16 protein-coding genes and 1 pseudogene are annotated in these 16638 nt (G+C 47.1%); 14 read left to right on the forward strand and 3 right to left on the reverse strand.

The window, feature by feature from the left end; genetic code table 11:
• Positions 1 to 4: 4 nt before the first annotated feature.
• Positions 5 to 1327 (reverse strand): serine hydrolase domain-containing protein, encoded by a 1323-nt coding sequence (locus tag IDJ77_RS24845; protein WP_191191692.1) that lies wholly within the window; start codon positions 1325 to 1327, stop codon positions 5 to 7.
• A gap of 225 nt (positions 1328 to 1552) precedes the next feature.
• On the opposite strand from IDJ77_RS24845, the gene IDJ77_RS24850 reads away from it, so the two are divergent.
• From IDJ77_RS24850 to IDJ77_RS24900, 11 genes are all read left to right on the forward strand, one after another.
• Positions 1553 to 2104, forward strand: coding sequence for a hypothetical protein (locus IDJ77_RS24850; protein ID WP_191191693.1), 552 nt, complete (start codon positions 1553 to 1555; stop codon positions 2102 to 2104).
• Between the two features lie 642 nt (positions 2105 to 2746).
• A complete protein-coding gene (locus IDJ77_RS24855; RefSeq protein WP_191191694.1) occupies positions 2747 to 5326 on the forward strand; it encodes an FtsK/SpoIIIE family DNA translocase in 2580 nt (859 codons plus the stop codon).
• A 77-nt stretch (positions 5327 to 5403) separates the two neighbouring features.
• Entirely contained in the window at positions 5404 to 6072 is a 669-nt protein-coding gene (locus tag IDJ77_RS24860) for a LolA family protein (RefSeq protein WP_191191695.1), read from the forward strand.
• Positions 6073 to 6231: 159 nt separating this feature from the next.
• Positions 6232 to 7092 carry a DUF6438 domain-containing protein gene (locus IDJ77_RS24865; protein ID WP_191191696.1) on the forward strand — a complete coding sequence of 287 codons (861 nt, stop codon included), beginning with the start codon at positions 6232 to 6234 and terminating at the stop codon, positions 7090 to 7092.
• A gap of 45 nt (positions 7093 to 7137) precedes the next feature.
• The gene (locus IDJ77_RS24870) at positions 7138 to 8016 is read left to right on the forward strand and encodes a diiron oxygenase (protein ID WP_191191697.1); all 879 of its coding nucleotides are present in this window, start codon (positions 7138 to 7140) and stop codon (positions 8014 to 8016) included.
• A gap of 90 nt (positions 8017 to 8106) precedes the next feature.
• Complete coding sequence (locus IDJ77_RS24875) at positions 8107 to 8496, forward strand: helix-turn-helix domain-containing protein (RefSeq protein WP_191191698.1); 390 nt, start codon at positions 8107 to 8109, stop codon at positions 8494 to 8496.
• Between the two features lie 137 nt (positions 8497 to 8633).
• A complete protein-coding gene (locus IDJ77_RS24880) occupies positions 8634 to 9398 on the forward strand; it encodes an SDR family oxidoreductase (RefSeq protein ID WP_191191699.1) in 765 nt (254 codons plus the stop codon).
• 283 nt (positions 9399 to 9681) lie between these two features.
• Positions 9682 to 10806: a sulfotransferase family protein gene (locus IDJ77_RS24885; RefSeq protein ID WP_191191700.1), complete on the forward strand. Its 1125-nt coding sequence runs from the start codon at positions 9682 to 9684 to the stop codon at positions 10804 to 10806.
• Positions 10807 to 10818: 12 nt separating this feature from the next.
• Positions 10819 to 11340 (forward strand): adenylyl-sulfate kinase, encoded by a 522-nt coding sequence (gene cysC / locus IDJ77_RS24890; RefSeq protein WP_191191701.1) that lies wholly within the window; start codon positions 10819 to 10821, stop codon positions 11338 to 11340.
• Between the two features lie 45 nt (positions 11341 to 11385).
• Positions 11386 to 12303, forward strand: a complete 918-nt coding sequence (locus tag IDJ77_RS24895; RefSeq protein ID WP_191191702.1) for a DUF72 domain-containing protein — start codon at positions 11386 to 11388, stop codon at positions 12301 to 12303.
• 60 nt (positions 12304 to 12363) lie between these two features.
• Positions 12364 to 13188, forward strand: coding sequence for a hypothetical protein (locus IDJ77_RS24900; RefSeq protein WP_191191703.1), 825 nt, complete (start codon positions 12364 to 12366; stop codon positions 13186 to 13188).
• A 39-nt stretch (positions 13189 to 13227) separates the two neighbouring features.
• On the opposite strand, the gene IDJ77_RS24905 is transcribed toward IDJ77_RS24900, so the two are convergent.
• Together IDJ77_RS24905 and IDJ77_RS24910 are read right to left on the reverse strand one after the other, a co-directional pair.
• Positions 13228 to 13449 carry a PspC domain-containing protein gene (locus IDJ77_RS24905; protein WP_191191704.1) on the reverse strand — a complete coding sequence of 74 codons (222 nt, stop codon included), beginning with the start codon at positions 13447 to 13449 and terminating at the stop codon, positions 13228 to 13230.
• Position 13450: 1 nt separating this feature from the next.
• Complete coding sequence (locus tag IDJ77_RS24910; protein WP_191191705.1) at positions 13451 to 14737, reverse strand: DUF2851 family protein; 1287 nt, start codon at positions 14735 to 14737, stop codon at positions 13451 to 13453.
• A gap of 139 nt (positions 14738 to 14876) precedes the next feature.
• Between IDJ77_RS24910 and IDJ77_RS27730 the strand changes: the two genes are divergently transcribed.
• The 3 genes and pseudogenes from IDJ77_RS27730 to IDJ77_RS24920 all read left to right on the forward strand — a co-directional run bounded on the left by IDJ77_RS27730 (position 14877) and on the right by IDJ77_RS24920 (position 16627).
• Positions 14877 to 15077 (forward strand): hypothetical protein, encoded by a 201-nt coding sequence (locus IDJ77_RS27730; protein WP_224751227.1) that lies wholly within the window; start codon positions 14877 to 14879, stop codon positions 15075 to 15077.
• A 24-nt stretch (positions 15078 to 15101) separates the two neighbouring features.
• Positions 15102 to 15878 (forward strand): annotated as a pseudogene (locus tag IDJ77_RS24915) (glycoside hydrolase family 5 protein); the annotation flags it as partial.
• A gap of 290 nt (positions 15879 to 16168) precedes the next feature.
• Complete coding sequence (locus IDJ77_RS24920; RefSeq protein WP_191191706.1) at positions 16169 to 16627, forward strand: hypothetical protein; 459 nt, start codon at positions 16169 to 16171, stop codon at positions 16625 to 16627.
• Positions 16628 to 16638: the final 11 nt, after the last annotated feature.

Consider the following 16638-nt stretch of genomic DNA (forward strand, 5'->3'; position numbering starts at 1 on the left):
ATTCTTATTTCTCTTTGGTGAACAAAAACTCACCGCCACCCTGCTTTAGGGTGAACGTGCCATCGGCTGGCTTAAATTCCATTACGATACCTGCCGGGTCAAAAATAAATTTGTCGGGCGTGCTGGTTGCATCCAGCGGAAAAGCACCCTGCCCGGTTGCCTGCGCCGTAAGCGTATTGCCATCTTTGGTTACCGTAATTTTTATGGGTAACGAGGGGCAGGCGTAAACGCCGGTATATTTCTCCAAGCCTTCTGCTTTAACGGCTGCAAAGCTTGGGATGCTGTAGGGTTTATTAAAATAAATAGCCAGCACACCCGCAGTAACATCATCGGCCGAATAATTGCCGCCATTCTTTGTGTAAGAAACGGCAAGTTTATCTTCAGGAAAATAGGCCAGTGAAGAAAGAAAGCCGTCGATAGCACCGCCATGGCCATAGCCGGTTTTATCCTGAAAAGGAATCTTATGCATGGCCAGGCCGTACCGCTCTGTTGCAGGTTTCATTTGCGCCAGGCTGGCCGCACTGATGAGTTTGCCGGCAAAAAGCGCTTCTATAAATTTATCCAGGTCGGTTGGGGTTGATACCAGTGCGCCGGCACCGCCGGGGATGCTCATATCGCTTTCGGGCAATAGTTTCCAGCTCCCGGCATACCGGTAAGAAAATGCTTCGTTGTTAACCGGGTTTATCTTACCGCCATAGTAAGTATCCTTTAAACCTATTTTATCTGTGATGCGTTTTTTCACCACCTCTGCGTATGGCTTACCGGTAATATTTTCTATGATGTAGCCAAGCAAAATAAAATTGGTATTGCTATATTTATATTTCTCCCCAGGTTCAAACTCAGGTTTTAATGCAGCCATTTTAGCAAGCAGTTGTTCGTGTGTTTGCGCGGTTGTCATGTATGTGCCGAATGCAGGATCGTTGGTGATATTGAATAGGCCGCTACGATGGCCCAGCAATTGGGCAATGCTAATTTTTGCAGCATTTGGCATCTGCGGGTAATACTTATCCAGCGTGGTTTGTAGGGTAAGCTTCTTTTCTTCTATCAGCTGGAAAACGATCACCCCGGTAAATATTTTACTGATGGATCCGATGCGATATTTAGTGTGTGCATCCGCCGGTGTTTTAGCCTCAACCGAGCTATAGCCTACCGACTTTTGATAGATCAGCTTACCATCTTTTGATATGGCCAGGCTGCCCATGGTTTTATTATTGGCGGCAAGCACATCCAGCAGGCTATCCAGTTTGGGTTTATTAAGATCCTGCGCGCTAACGGTAAAGTTGAGCGCCAGGGCGAGTAATAAAAAGGCGGGTATTTTTTTGATCATGGTGGTAGATTTTGGGTGTGGTAGTTGGAGTGGGCTTTGTTGGAGATGTTACTAAAATTAAGAAAATATATTCACGCAAAACAGCCTCTTTATTAAGCCTGCACATAATATTTTAATGCAAAGTAAATGAGGCGAATACAAAATTAACCACATCATACACCAGTTGCTTTATACAACACCCGCTCTTTTAGCCGTTAATGCGCTATTTACACACTAAATCTTTTCATGAAAACAGCACAAAAATTACTTTTAACAACACTTACGTTTATCGTTCTATTTATTAGCGCAACCGCCAATGCACAGTCGGTACCTAAAAGCAAATGGCGCTTTGGTATTGGTGTTGACGGGCTTTTACCTGTGGGCAGTTTCCGCGATGCGGTAAACGCCGGCATTGGCATTACCCCGCGCTTACAGTACGGGATTGCCGATAATGTGGCGCTAACCTTTACATCCGGCTTTTACCATTTCTTTACCAAACCACTTTACGTACCAGCGGGCTTTTTAGGAGCCGGCCAGAGAATGCAAAACGACCTGGATATTATCCCGGTTAAATTCGGCATCAAAGCATTTGTATCGTCAAACATCTACTTAGGCGCGGAAGTGGGCGCTGGCTTTGAGGTTGATAACGGCGGCGGCGACAGCAAACTTATTGCTTCGCCGGGCATTGGCTACGCCTCCAAAAAATGGGATGTAGGCCTGCGTTACGAAAGCTTCTCGGGCCAGAGCCGAAACTATGGCTTGCTTGGCCTAAGGATAGCTTACGGTTTTGGGTTGTAGGTAAGCCTGGGATCTTATTGAAAAAGCCCTTCGCTTAACAGCAAAGGGCTTTTTTGTTGACATTTTCCCGTCCCGGCAGAATCTTTTTGAAAAAGGGCCCTGCGGCACCAGGACATTCCCGCGCAGCATCTCCGCTCTGCACGCTGCCGCAGGGTCTTCTGCGAGAGACCCTGCGGAGGCCCACATGCTCACTTGCTTTTGCTGTAAGTAAATATGGGATTCAAGGCATGCCATTGGCAAACAACCTTACAAAGCGTGCGCTTCCGCATTAGGGATTGCAGTGGAAAGCCCGTAAACGCAGCGCAGCGAAGTGCGGACTTGAAACGGAAAGCCCGGGCCGAAGGCAATGCCATAATCTACTCATTGTTCCCAAAATGGTTTTACAGAAACAGCCAATAGCTATGTACCTTTCTGCACATTCAACTAATCGCCATCTTCCGTTCGGTATCCAGCTACTCCCGCTCAATCTCAACTCACTTACCTAACCACTCTCCATTGACTACACACCATTCATTATTCAACCACTCTCACACTACTATGAACTATGAACCACTCCCCCACCAAAAAAATCTCCACCATCCCGTTAATCCGAATTAATTCTAATAACTTTATATTTGCAATTAAACGTGCGGAGAAAGCAGGATGCCAGTAAAAGGAAACCAGTTCAGGACTAATAGTTTTAAGGATGAAGAAGCACCGCGCAAGCCGGGTGCTAAAGCCGAAAGGCCAAAAACACTAAAACAGCAGGTAGAGCGCCTGCCCGTTTTTAATTTGCAGGATGGCCGGATTTTAAAAATAACGGGGCTTTTCTTCCTTGTGCTCGCGGTATTTTTCCTCATCGCGTTCACCTCTTACCTGTTCACCTGGGAGCAGGACCAAAGTTATGTTTCGCCGGCAAACGGCGGCTGGCATAATATGTTCAAATCCTCCAAAGAACTCATCGAAAGCGGCATTACCGACCCGGTTGATAATTGGCTGGGCATATTTGGCGCGCTACTGTCCAACCAGTTCATTTACCAGTGGTTTGGCGTGGCCTCCTTTATTTTTGTGTTCATTTTCTTTGTTATCGGTTTCAGGCTGGTATTTAAAGTGAGGTTGTTTTCTCTCCCAAAAATGCTTGCCTACAGCATTTTTACCATGGTGTTCCTATCAGTTACTATTGGTTTTATCCACGCCATGGTTATAGATTACCCTCACTTTTTGGAGGGCGAATTTGGGTATTGGAGCAACCGCCTGCTGAGCGTGCAGGTTGGCCATGCCGGCACCGGTGGTATACTGGCGTTTGCCGGGCTCACCGTATTGGTGATCGCTTATAATATCGATTTTAAGCTCCCTTCCCGCGCGGACAAGAGCGTTAACCCTGTTGCAGTTGACGACGTTTCGCCCGAGCCGGTTGACCTGGTGGACGAGGATATTTCCCTGCCGGTGGAATGGCCGCGGGGTAACCGCCCAAGGCAAACTGTCCGCGAAAACCTGGTGGCCGGCGAGCCTATGAAACAGGAACCCCTGAAACAGCAGCCATTAGTACAAAATGTAATAGCGCACGAGCCGGTGGTTTTAACGCCGGAGCCATATGTTGAGGAGGAGCAGCCGGACAACGACATCCCGCTTACTATTGACGTAGCGCGCCCTATGCCTATTTTAAACATCGAAAAAAGCGACGATGATAAAAAAGCACAATCGTTGGTAGACCAGTTTGGCACTTATGATCATACGCTGGAGCTGGCATCCTACAAATACCCAACGCTGGATCTGCTGGAGAACTATGGGTCTAACAAGATCCCGGTAAACACCGACGAACTGGAGGCCAACAAAAACAAGATCGTTGAAACGCTGAACCATTATAACATCGAGATAGATAAGATAAAAGCCACCATTGGCCCAACGGTTACGCTGTACGAAATTATCCCCGCGCCCGGTGTGCGGATCTCTAAAATTAAGAATCTGGAGGATGATATAGCCCTGAGCCTTGCGGCTCTTGGCATCCGTATCATTGCGCCAATGCCGGGTAAAGGTACAATCGGTATAGAAGTACCAAACCAACACCCCGAGATGGTATCCATGCGCTCGATCCTGGCTACCGAAAAATGGCAGAATACCGTTATGGACCTGCCCATAGCGCTTGGTAAAACTATCAGCAACGAGGTGTTCATTGCCGATTTGGCTAAGATGCCCCACTTACTGGTTGCTGGTGCTACCGGCCAGGGTAAATCGGTAGGAATCAACGCCATATTGGTATCACTGCTTTATAAAAAACACCCTGCCGAACTTAAATTTGTACTGGTAGATCCTAAAAAGGTGGAGCTTACCCTGTTCCGCAAAATAGAGCGGCACTTTTTGGCCAAACTGCCCGATGAGGCGGATGCTATCATCACCGATACCAAAAAGGTGGTAAACACGCTCAATTCGCTTTGTATTGAGATGGACCAGCGTTATGATCTGCTGAAAGATGCACAGGTACGTAACCTGAAAGAATATAATACCAAATACGTAAACCGGAAAATTAGCGACCCGGAGAAACACCGTTACCTGCCATTTATTGTACTGGTGATTGATGAGTTTGCGGATTTGATGATGACCGCCGGTAAAGAAGTGGAGCAGCCGATAGCACGTATTGCCCAGCTGGCCCGTGCGGTGGGTATCCATTTGGTGATTGCCACGCAGCGCCCGTCGGTAAACGTTATTACGGGCACTATTAAGGCCAACTTCCCGGCCCGTTTGGCTTTTAGGGTGTTGTCCAAGATAGATTCACGTACGATATTAGATGCCGGCGGTGCCGACCAATTGATCGGTCGCGGGGATATGCTGCTCTCTACCGGCAGCGACCTCATCCGTCTGCAGTGCGCCTTTGTAGATACACCAGAGGTGGAAAGGATCTCTGATTTCATCGGTAACCAGCGCGGCTATGCTTCGGCAATGATGCTGCCCGAATATGTGGGCGAGGGCGAAGCCGGAAGCAGTGCCAAAGAATACGACCCTAACGACCGCGACCCGATGTTTGAGGAAGCAGCCCGCCTTATTGTACTGCACCAGCAGGGGTCTACCTCGCTTATCCAGCGTAAAATGAAACTGGGCTACAACCGCGCCGGCCGTATTATCGATCAGCTGGAAGCTGCCGGCATCGTTGGCCCGTTTGAGGGCAGCAAAGCCCGCGACGTACTCTACCCGGACGAATACAGCCTGGAACGCCACCTGGAAAGCCTGCAAAAACCACGCGATTAAACTAAATTGTATAACATCACTCTAAACTATTATTAACCCCAACGGTTAATGCTGTGACGTTTACAAACACACCAAAAATGAGAAAATTAGCACTATTGATACTGGCATCGGCATTTACTTTTACAAGTGCCTTTGCGCAAAAAGACAACGAAGCAAAGCTGATATTAAACAAGCTGAGCAAGCAATACCGCAGCTACGATGCCGTAAAAACCGACTTCACTTTGCTGGTAGATAATGCCCAGGCAAACATCAAGCAAACGCAAACGGGTACGCTTATCGCCCGGTCGAAGACAAACAAATACAAGGTAACTATTTATGAAACAGGCAAATTGGTTTCACAGGAGATCATCAGCGATGGCAAAAGCCAGTGGACTTACCTTAAAGATGCCAACGAGGTACAGTTAGCCGATGCGGACAACAGCGAGGAAGGCTTTAACCCCGCCAAGATCTTCACCATGTATGAGAAAGGCTATAAATACATCTACACCGGCCTCCAAAAAGCCGGCGGCAAAACTTACCAGGCTATAGACCTCACGCCCGAAGATAGTAAAGCTACTTTTTTCAAAGTGCGCCTACTGGTAGATAAAGTTAAAAATCAACTGTATAGCGCCATGATATTTGATAAAAATGGCAGCCATTATACCTACACCCTAAAAACATTTGCCCCGGTTACCAAATTAACCGATGCAACTTTCACCTACGATAAAAAAGCACATCCGGGTGCGGAACTGGTGGATCTGAGGTAGTTGGTTAGAGGTTAGAGGGAAAAGGGAAATTTTTTATATAGAGTTGGGTTTGAAACTCATCGCTATTTTTGTTTAACTTTAGGTATGCCTAAATACCTGTTTATCATATTGTCCTTTTTGCTTCTGAGCCGATTTGCATCAGCCAATAAAATTGATAGCTTGAAAATCAACGAGGATGTAATTAATTTCATGGCCAATCTGGGCGGTAATCCGGAGGAAAATCGGGAAAGATTAAAAAAATTCATTCACCCGGTATCAGAAATAATTGAAGAATTAAAAAAATGCGATGTGAATGTTGACACCGCAGCAATACACACCTGGATAAAGTTGGACGTAAATAAAGATGGCTTAACTGACCTGGTTATTAATGGCATCAAGGGCGACGCAAGGGCACCCTTACTTGTTATGGATGGTGGGAACAACCACTTTAAGTTCGTACACATCGGTAATACCAACTCGATATACCAGACCAACTGCGTGTATGTTACCGTAATAAATAATAAAAATCAACCGCTCATTCTGTTTCATAGTAATTATAGTCCATCTAAGGATGTGTTGAAAGCGAAAAGCCAAGCTTTATACGTGGATACACTTATCTATAAATTCGGCAACTTAGTGGAATACAACTCCATGCCGGTACATGCGGGCATCGAGTGGATAAAACTGGAAAACGAACAAAGCGGCTACAAATTATTTACTATATCCTTTAGCAGTTCAGGCAAGGCAAACTATCGTAAAATAAAGGATGACCAACGGCAAGGAAAATTCAAGGGGACTATTAAACCTAATACGATACGAGAAATTTTCAGTTTGCTCAGCTATATAGATGTCGGCAAAATGAAGAAAGCCTATTTCGCAGACTGGACAGACGGCATATCCACCACGCTTACTGTCAGATTCGGTGACGGAACGGTAAAAAAAATAAAGGATTATGGCAGTATAGGCACTTTCGGGCTACGGGCGCTTTATGCATTAATATATAGGCAAACTGATAGCCAACAATGGGAGGAAACTCATTAACCTACCAGCAAACCCCAAGTTCTTTTTTTACGTTATCTTCGTACTATGCGGGCCGAGGAAATAGAGCGATTGGTAAAAATTAGCAAGGAGCGCCCGCTGATGCCCGAAACTTATGTACCCTGGGCCGAGCAACCCTCCCCTGCCGACCTTTACCTGCCGGAGATCTTAACGTCGTTACAAGGCCTCGCCGTTTACGATACCCTCACCCAACAACAAAAAACCGACCTGGGTCGGCACGAAGCAGTACAGGTGCTGTACTCTTATGGCTGGGGCGAGGCGCTGTTCTGCGTGTTTATGACGCGCCACCTGCTCACCCTGCCGCCTGACGGGCCGGAACACCGCTTTCTCATCCGCGAGATCATCGAGGAATACCGCCACCAGGAAATGTTCGCGCAAACTATTACGCAGTTAAAGGGGCAAGCATTACCGCCGACCAAAATGCACGCCTTTGTAGGGAAATTCAGCACCAATTACCTGCCCGCCGATTTCCTGTTTATGGGCAGCCTTGCCGTGGAACTGATCACCGATATGTATGGCAACCACACCCGCCGCGCCCCCGAGATTTACATCGTTTTGCGCAAAGTATTCGAGCTGCACAACATAGAGGAAGGCCGCCACATCCATTTCACAAAAGGTTTATTAGAGGGTTACACCGCCAAAGCAGGTTATATCAAACGCACGCTGTATAGCTTTGTAATACTGATGAATATCTACTTTGTACGCACCATGTACGTGCGCAAAGCGATATACGAACGCATCGGTATCCCAAACGCCGATGCCGTTTTTAAAGAAGCCACCAAAAACTATCGCGGCAAATTCACTCAAAACTGCCTTGGGCATATTATTGAATTTGTGGATAGCTTCGGCGGCTTTAATACCGCCACCCGCTGGGCATGGCGCTGGCTGTTAAAGGCCAACGTGTAGCAGGCTTAACCGTCATTCATCATCGTCCCCTCAACCTTGCAAAAATGAAACGCTTTATCATTAACTTTGATAAAGTAACTGTATACCAATATGCCGCCTGTTATCCCCAAAAAAATATTAGCCCGCCGGCACCAGATCACCGCTGATTTCCTGAAGGAGTTAGATAAGCACCTCGACGATATTGTACAAGAAAAAACAACCGATATGTTCGAGATCCGCGATTTCGCGGAGATCCTGCACATCCATCCAACCCATTTAAGCAATACCATTAAACTCACCACAGGCAAATCGCCCTGCTTCTTTTTCGAAAAAAGAATAATGGACATTGCGAAAAACATGCTGCAACAGAAAACCCCTATCAAACAGATCGCTTACCTGCTCACCTTCGATCCATCCAACTTCACCAAATTCTTTAAGCGCTTTGAAGGTGTTACGCCAAAGGAATATAAAGAGCAGATGTTTGAGGGAGTAGCGAATTGAAAGTCATCATCATCCTGTCGAAATCGGCGTAATCCCCCAATAATACTGAAGCTGTCACCATTTATTCTGAAGCTGTCACCATTTTTGGCGCCGGTTTTTGCTGCATCTTTGTATCATCATCTAAAACAAAAACAAAAATGGAACCGACAAACAAAATTGCACTCATAACAGGTGGAAGCAGGGGCCTTGGTAAAAACGCTGCCTTAAAACTGGCCTCGAAAGGAAATGATGTGATAGTAACCTATCGCAGCAAAAAAGAAGAAGCCGACGAAGTAGTGACAGAAATTGAATCGCTTGGATTAAAAGCCGCAGCCTTACAGTTGGATACCGGTATCGTATCGTCGTTCGAAGGGTTTAAAACGGCCTTAACCGCTGTTTTAAAAGAAAAATGGAACCGTGATACGTTCGATTTCCTGGTAAACAACGCCGGTATCGATGCTGCCTCGCCATTCGCCAAAACCACCGAAGAGGACTTCGACAACCTGTTCAACGTACATTTTAAAGGCGTTTACTTTTTAACACAAACGCTTTTAACTACCATAGCCGATGGCGGGCGCATTATCAACCTATCTACCGGGCTTACCCGTTTTGCTACCCCGGGCTACGCCGCTTATGCATCCATGAAGGGCGCTATAGAGGTATTTACCAAATATTTGGCTAAAGAACTCGGGAGTCGCGGCATTGCCGCCAACCTGGTTGCACCGGGCATTATAGAAACCGATTTCACCAAACGCGCATTCGACAGCCACCCGGGTATGCACGATTTTATATCCTCTATTACCGCATTGGGTCGCCCCGGCCAACCCGATGATATCGGTGGTGTTATCGCATTCCTATGCTCGGAAGATGGCCGCTGGATCAACGCACAAAGGATTGAAGCTTCGGGCGGTATGTTCTTGTAAAAGAGGTTAAATCATAGCGTGTATGTCCGCGAGGTGAGTTGACTCACCCCCTGCCCCCTCTCTCCTGCGGAAAGAGGGGGCTTTTCTTTTTTTCTTTTTCTTCACCCTCTTTGCGTAGCAGAGAGGGTCGGCCAGCGTAGCGTCGCCGGGGTGAGTCAGACATGAAAGCGATAAGGAAACCAATCTCCAGAGTTGCGCATCGTTCATGCAAAAAGCATAGCGGTACGCAACCCTTTATTCGTTTTTACAGTATTACTTATAACAGAACCCGTCTTTACCAGCAATGCTTGCCAGCATCATTCAAACCGAAGCGCGATTACACAACCTACTGCCACAGCAGCGGCTGGAAGGCAGCGTGCCTGCGGATCTTTTAACTGCAGCAAGGGAATGGTCGCAATTGGTTTGGGATGTGGCCGAACAGCTTGGCCCCATGCCTTTATCAAAAAAACAGGTGGAGGACGGGTTGAACCTTGCCACCCGCCCGGTGTTTATCTGCGGGGTGCACCGCAGCGGCACTACGCTGGTTCGCAACCTGCTCGATGGCCATCCACAGCTTTGCGTATTACCCTCCGAGGGCACGTTTTACACCAACCTGGAAGCCAAGCTTAAACAATTACCTCCGGATAAATGGCCCGCTTATATGGGTACCGAATGGCTGCGCAGGCTGGCTAACCCTATAAACCAGCCACCTTACTGGCTGCTGGGCCGCAGCTGCAACATTGCATCGCCCTATGTGGATTTTGCGCGTTACCTGCTCAGCTGGTGGCAAGCCATAGAGCAGGCTCCCGGCACACAATGGCCGCACATGGCAGTAGTTTTGGCTTATGCCAGCTGTACCTGGGGACTAAACGCAAAATACTGGGTAGATAAAACGCCCACCAACGAACGCTTTCTTAACCACATCAGGCTGGAGGCACCAAACGCCCGCATCATCCATGTGATCCGCGAGCCATTGGCTACCATCGCTTCGCGAAGGGTAATGGAGCCGGGTGCCGGCATCCGCGGTGCTTTGCGCGCGCTGAAAGCTTCCTATATTATTGCCCGGCGCGAAGGTGGTTTAAAGCAAGCAGGATACTTGCTGCTGCGCTACGAGGAACTGTGCGATGACCCGCAGGCTACCACTTGTCAAATGGCATCGTTCTTAGGCATTAAAAATCTGCCGGTGCTGGGCCAGGCAACGGTAGCAGGGGTATCGGCAAAGGCCAACAGCTCGTTCAATAAAAACTCTTCACCGGGAGAAATACTAAAAGCAAGTAACCCTAAGCAGCACACTACCTTAGGTAAAACCGAGCAGGCGTTAATAGCGGCCTACTTAGGCTTGCAGGCCGGGCAACTGGGTTACGTCATGCCCAAAGTGATTTTTTGGGAGGGCGCATGGTTGCGACTAAAAAACCGGCTTCTTATTTAAAACTCAGGAAAAATGGTCATACAGTTTTGCGGATTATCGGGCGCGGGAAAAACTACTCTGGCCAACAGGGTTAAAGTTTTATTGGCCGAACAAGGCCTTAAATGCAAGGTGATAGATGGCGATGTATACCGCAAAAAACTTTGTGCCGACCTGGATTTCTCCAAAGCCGGTCGTAACGAAAATATTCGCCGACTTGCATTTGTGGCCGATGTACTGGCGAAGCACGATATTATCCCTATCATCTGCGCCATTAACCCGTACGAGGATATCCGGCAGGAAATTGAAACCGGATATGCAAACGTAAAAACCGTTTACATCAGCTGTAGCATGGATACTTTGATGCTGCGCGATACCAAGCAGCTTTACCGTAAAGCCATGCTGCCCGAAGGGCATCCCGATAAGATAACTAATCTAACCGGCGTTAACGATCCCTTTGAGGTCCCTGCTCATCCCCATTTTATTATCAATACCGATACCGAGCCTGAAGAAGACTCTGCGCAAAAATTATTGGCCTTTATTCTTTCGATTAAATAACCGCCGGATTTTAAATCTGCTTATCTTGCCAAAAATTATAGCAATATGGAATTTGGCCGCGTAACCGACGAAGAACTTAATTTTGTAGATTTCAGCCTCCCGCCCGATCCGGAGTTTACGGTGGAAACTCTGCGTTCGGCAGGTACCACGGGAGCCCTGCAGGTACGTGCGGGCTGCGCCAAATGGGGACGTAAGGAATGGGTAGGGAAAATTTATCCGCCAAAAACCAAGGACGCTAATTTTTTGGATGAATACGTAAAACACTTTAACTGCATCGAACTTAACGCCACCTTCTATCAAACTTATGGCCCTTCCACCATCAGCAAGTGGAAAGAAAAGGCGGATGCTAACCCCGATTTTAAATTCTGCCCCAAATTTTCGCAGAGCATCAGTCATATCCGTCGCCTAAAAAATGCCGAAGAAATCACCACTGCTTATTATGAGGGCATTATGGCCTTCGGCGATAAGCTGGGCCCCTTGTTTTTACAGCTGAGCGATAACTACACGCCCAAAAGCCTGCCCGAGCTTACCGCCTACCTGGAAAGTTTGCCCACCGATGTGCCCGTTTTTGTAGAGCTGCGCCACAAGGACTGGTTTGCCGTTCCGGAGAACAAAGAAGCTGTTTATAACCTGTTTAAACGCCTGAATATTGGCAGCATACTTACGGATGCCAGCGGCCGCCGCGATTGCCTGCACATGATGCTGCCCACGCCACACGCCTTTATCCGCTTTGTGGGCAACAGCCTGCACCCTACCGATTACGTCCGCTGTGATGAATGGGTAGACAGAATCATCCAGTGGAAAGACCTGGGCTTGCAATCCGTTTGGTTTTTTATGCACCAGCACGATGAACGTTACAGCCCCGAACTGTGCGATTATGTAATAAGCAAGCTGAACCAGCGATTGGGCACCAGTTTGATGAGGCCGCAATTTATTAGCAAGGATGAAGGATTGTTTGGGTAGGCTAAATTTTTAAAGTGCAGCACATCGATATTTCGCTTTCAAAACCTATCTTCGCACATCATGAAAAAATCCTATTCCTTATTACTGCTGCTTTTTATAATTTTTCTAACCGTGCAATCCTGCTCAAAAGGAGGCACCGTAACGCCGGTTGTCCCGGTAACACCTGTCACGCCGGTTACACCGGTTACTCCCGTTACACCCGAGGAGACTTTCGCCCCCGAGCGTTATTTTGTCAGCCGCATAACTACAAAAATGGGTTACAGCCGTACCAATGTTGAGGAATTTGTTTATGATGATAAAAAACGTCTGTCCGAATACCGTTTAAGAGATTCGTTACAGACTATCTATGAAAGTTACAGGTATACCTATGATGAGCAGAACAGGGTAGTAAAATCAGCTTATTTTACATTTAACGGCGCACCCGGCGAGGTGAAATTATATTCCTACAACAGTGATATAATAACTCCGACAAAGGCCTACCCCGCTACTACAGAAGATGGAAAAGCCGCATATATGTGGCCGGTTTCGTTAACCGCAAGTAATCAGATAATATTTTTGGGCGACCTGGGCAGGTATTCTTATAACGCGCTTGGGCAAACGGTATATTCTGGCGCGCCAACTCTATTTGATCCGGCTTATGCCTACCCTGTTTCTTACGATAATAAAAACAACCCGTTTAAAAATGTAGTTGGCGTAAATCCGCACTATACCTGCTTTATAAATACTTTCCCTGCTAACACCATCAATAATAGATTGTCGATAAAATTTAGCGGCGGTATTCAGATAAATTTAACTTATAACGGTGCAGATTTCCCTAAGAGTGCCTGGTATACCGATGATACCGGTTTTAAACACACAATTACCTACGAATACGCAATAAAGTAATGTCAGCCGAAAGAAAATTATCAGGCAATAACTGTAACATCACATATCCACAGCCCGGGTTCTGCTGCGCTTGATGTAGTTACGGAAGTCTAACACAATACCCGCAAAGAAGTAAAATATCAGCGGGAAACCTACCGCCAGGAACGACGAGTAGATGAAGAACAATCTTATTTTGGCGATGGAAACGTTGAAACGCTCGCCCAGGTAAGTACATACTCCAAAAGAGTAGCGCTCAAAAAAGGTGATGATCCGTTGTAGCATATCAGCCGGGTTTTAGTATTTTAATTCCAACGCCGCATTGCAGGCATTTCTTATAGTCGCAATAATTATTCTTGAGCTCCAGCAGTGCCTGCGACTCGAACGCTGTGAAAATATTCACCCCTAAGTTAGCAAAATCTGCCGTAACATGGTTATTTTCAGCAGGTATATTTTCCAAAAGTTTTAAAGCGCGGCTGGTAAAGTACGTTTGCTGCATATGCTTGCCATAACTAAACAAAAATAAAGCCACGGTATTCAGCAGTATAGTATCTACAGATGCCTGCCCAAAATGTTTGGCTGAAGGCGGCGATTCCTTATCAAACCGATAATGGTTTTCCCAATAATCATTCACCTTAATATCGGCAAACAGCGCCCGCAGCTGCTTCACCTCTTTCACCTCCAGTATCTTCGAGAACAGGTGGTTGCTTTGCACCACCAGCGCCGCAAACTGCGCCAGCCGCACGGTAGGAAAGTTTTGCGGTCGCATGCGTAGGAATTTCCAAAGATGGTTCTCTATGGGTGTAAGGCTTAGCTTTTTCCGAAGGTAATCGTATTCCTTTTTTAAGCTGCGCGGGTATTCATCCACCAATTCGCCTTCCAAAAAACCGGCCTGCCCAAATAGCAGGGCCTCAATTTGCAGCGGGTTGTTTTTATGCTTCGCGAGGATATTTTGCGGCAGCGATTTCGCCAAAAGCTCGAAAGGCAGCGCGTTGGTTTTAAAGCCAAAATTGGCAGCAAGGTATTGGTAAAAGGTTTCTTCCCAGTCTCCCCGGTTGATGGCGAGGGCGGCGTTCACCGCTTCTGCGCGTTTTTCCAGGCGCTCTACCAACACGCGGGTAAGCCAGTTTTGCATCGTCAGCGGGTCTATCCTGCCAATACCGGCCTCGCAGGGGATAATGGTTTGGTTACCAAAAACAAGGTTGTGGTAGCGCTGGTACAGATCGGCACTAATACGGTCCTTCAGCTCCAGCGTAGGCACACGGCGACCGCTGGGTAGCCATACGGGCGCGTCATCGTTATACACCACATGCAGTATCACATTATCGTAGGCGCCATCATCGGTGTGTCCGTGGCGCTGCCAGTCGGCCGAGCTTAAATGCAATTCGGCGTTGCCCGCCCAGGTAGTTTCGCCAATGCGGATACGCGCGTTCTGAAAATCGGGCCCGGCGTGGGTATTATGCAGTCCCACCGAATAAATTTCAAGCTCCTCCCCTTCGGTTGTGCGCAGGTTGAGCCTGTCGAACAGGCGAAACTTCCATACGTAATGCAAAAAATCTTCGGTGAAAAGCATGGTACCAGGTTGCAGGTTGTTTTTTAAGACGGTTCAATATACAAATTTTGCTAATTTATTTGGCAAAATTTTTTTACTTCTATTGAATTTCAAGCATACTCTTATTAATTTATTACAATCTTCAGGTTATCCGCGGCATTTGCCCTACATTGTTCTGATGATGAAGAAAGCTATTTTGTTGCTGCTGATAACCATTGGTTTTTTATCCGCGGCACTCGCGCAACCCGCCGGATCGCCGGTGGCGGTTAACGGTGCCTTAAGCGTTAAGGGTGGTAAAATTGTAAATAAAAATGGGGTTCCGCCACAGCTAAGAGGTATCAGCCTTTCCTGGAGTTTATGAGCGGGTAAGAAATATTACAATCCGGCTGTGGTTGACTGGTTGGCGAAGGATTTTAAAGCATCCATCATCCGTTCTGCTATGGGTGTGCAGCCCCGGCATGGTTACCTGCAGGAGCCAGCCCTGCAAAAGCAGCTAATGATCACCGTGGTAGACCAGGCCATTAAAAACGGCATTTATGTACTTATAGACTGGCACGACCATAACAGCCACCTGCATACGCCCGAAGCCAAAGCCTTTTTTGCGGAGATGGCCAAAAAATACAGCGGCGTGCCTAACGTGATCTATGAGATATGGAACGAACCCGAAAGGATCGGCTGGGACACGGTAAAAAACTACGCTCTGCAGGTGATCCCCGAGATCCGTAAATACGACGCTAAAAACCTCATCATCGTAGGCAGCCCGCATTGGGACCAGGACGTGGATATTGCCGCTGCCGACCCGGTAACTGGCTTTAACAATATCGCTTATTCCTTCCATTTTTATGCTTCGGATAAGGGCCACCAGGATAGGCTACGCGCAAAGGGTGATAAAGCCATTAAACTCGGCCTGCCGCTAATGATAACCGAGTGGGGCGTTGGCGAAGCCAATGGTAACGGGCAGTTCAGCAAAACAAAAACAAAACTTTGGGTAAACTGGATGGCGGCAAACCAGCTAAGCTCGGCCAATTGGAACCTGACCGATAAAGACGAAACCACCGCTATTTTAGAGCCCGGCGCTCCTGTCAACGGTAGCTGGACGGACGAACAACTTACGGGTGCCGGCTCTTACATCAGGCGTTTGCTGAGGGAGCTGAATAAGTAAATTGCCTTCTACTTTTTAAGCAAACGTTGCCGGCGTTTTCTGATAAATATATAGGTGAGGAAGATTAAAAGGGAAATAATTAAGCCGATTTGCCACCAATTTAAAACCGCGTTTAAATACAAGCCGCCAGCCACAACATCGTCATTGGGTACTGTCTGAATAAGGGATACTTTCACGCCGACTGATTTTTAGATAAAATACGCATTTACAGTATAATTATTACACTAAATAAACCGTTTATCATCCGCCGTTTTACTTAACTTGTAAACTATTGGTTTAAAGGCTGGCAAATGGGTAAAGTAGGCATGTTATGGTTATTAATTTCGGCTATGTGGCTATACTCCGGCTGCGCGCATAACAAAAAGCTTTACACCAGCGATTGCAGCGCCGGGATAGCCTTTAAAAAAGTAAGCTATACCAACCTGGTTGATAGTATTAAGTACTACGATAAGCAATACGTAGAGGTTTATGGTAAATATACAGAGGGTAAAAACCTATCGGCGCTGGTGAACGACAGCCTGTTTGCCGACCATGGCAACAGCCGCGCCCTTTGGGTGAATTTTACGCAGGATTGCCCGCTTTATTTAAAAGGGACACAACAGGGCTTTTTTGCATCAGAGGACGGCAGTTACGCTCATATGAATAACCGCATGGTAACAATCCGCGGTCAGGTAGATGTATTGCTGAAAGGCCACCAAAAAGCTTACAGCGGCACCATAAACCAGGTGAGTTATATCGAGCTGTATTGAATCCTAGTCGC

It is taken from the genome of Mucilaginibacter pankratovii (assembly GCF_014773265.1).
In the GTDB taxonomy this organism is placed as follows: domain Bacteria; phylum Bacteroidota; class Bacteroidia; order Sphingobacteriales; family Sphingobacteriaceae; genus Mucilaginibacter; species Mucilaginibacter pankratovii.

Bases quoted from the DNA above. Each gene is read 5' to 3' on its own strand.
- IDJ77_RS24845 (WP_191191692.1), bottom strand. From the start codon at position 1,327: ATGATCAAAAAAATACCCGCCTTTTTATTACTCGCCCTGGCGCTCAAC.
- IDJ77_RS24850 (WP_191191693.1), top strand. From the start codon at position 1,553: ATGAAAACAGCACAAAAATTACTTTTAACAACACTTACGTTTATCGTT.
- IDJ77_RS24855 (WP_191191694.1), top strand. From the start codon at position 2,747: ATGCCAGTAAAAGGAAACCAGTTCAGGACTAATAGTTTTAAGGATGAA.
- IDJ77_RS24860 (WP_191191695.1), top strand. From the start codon at position 5,404: ATGAGAAAATTAGCACTATTGATACTGGCATCGGCATTTACTTTTACA.
- IDJ77_RS24870 (WP_191191697.1), top strand. From the start codon at position 7,138: ATGCGGGCCGAGGAAATAGAGCGATTGGTAAAAATTAGCAAGGAGCGC.
- IDJ77_RS24875 (WP_191191698.1), top strand. From the start codon at position 8,107: ATGCCGCCTGTTATCCCCAAAAAAATATTAGCCCGCCGGCACCAGATC.
- IDJ77_RS24880 (WP_191191699.1), top strand. From the start codon at position 8,634: ATGGAACCGACAAACAAAATTGCACTCATAACAGGTGGAAGCAGGGGC.
- IDJ77_RS24885 (WP_191191700.1), top strand. From the start codon at position 9,682: ATGCTTGCCAGCATCATTCAAACCGAAGCGCGATTACACAACCTACTG.
- cysC (WP_191191701.1), top strand. From the start codon at position 10,819: ATGGTCATACAGTTTTGCGGATTATCGGGCGCGGGAAAAACTACTCTG.
- IDJ77_RS24895 (WP_191191702.1), top strand. From the start codon at position 11,386: ATGGAATTTGGCCGCGTAACCGACGAAGAACTTAATTTTGTAGATTTC.
- IDJ77_RS24900 (WP_191191703.1), top strand. From the start codon at position 12,364: ATGAAAAAATCCTATTCCTTATTACTGCTGCTTTTTATAATTTTTCTA.
- IDJ77_RS24905 (WP_191191704.1), bottom strand. From the start codon at position 13,449: ATGCTACAACGGATCATCACCTTTTTTGAGCGCTACTCTTTTGGAGTA.
- IDJ77_RS24910 (WP_191191705.1), bottom strand. From the start codon at position 14,737: ATGCTTTTCACCGAAGATTTTTTGCATTACGTATGGAAGTTTCGCCTG.
- IDJ77_RS24920 (WP_191191706.1), top strand. From the start codon at position 16,169: ATGGGTAAAGTAGGCATGTTATGGTTATTAATTTCGGCTATGTGGCTA.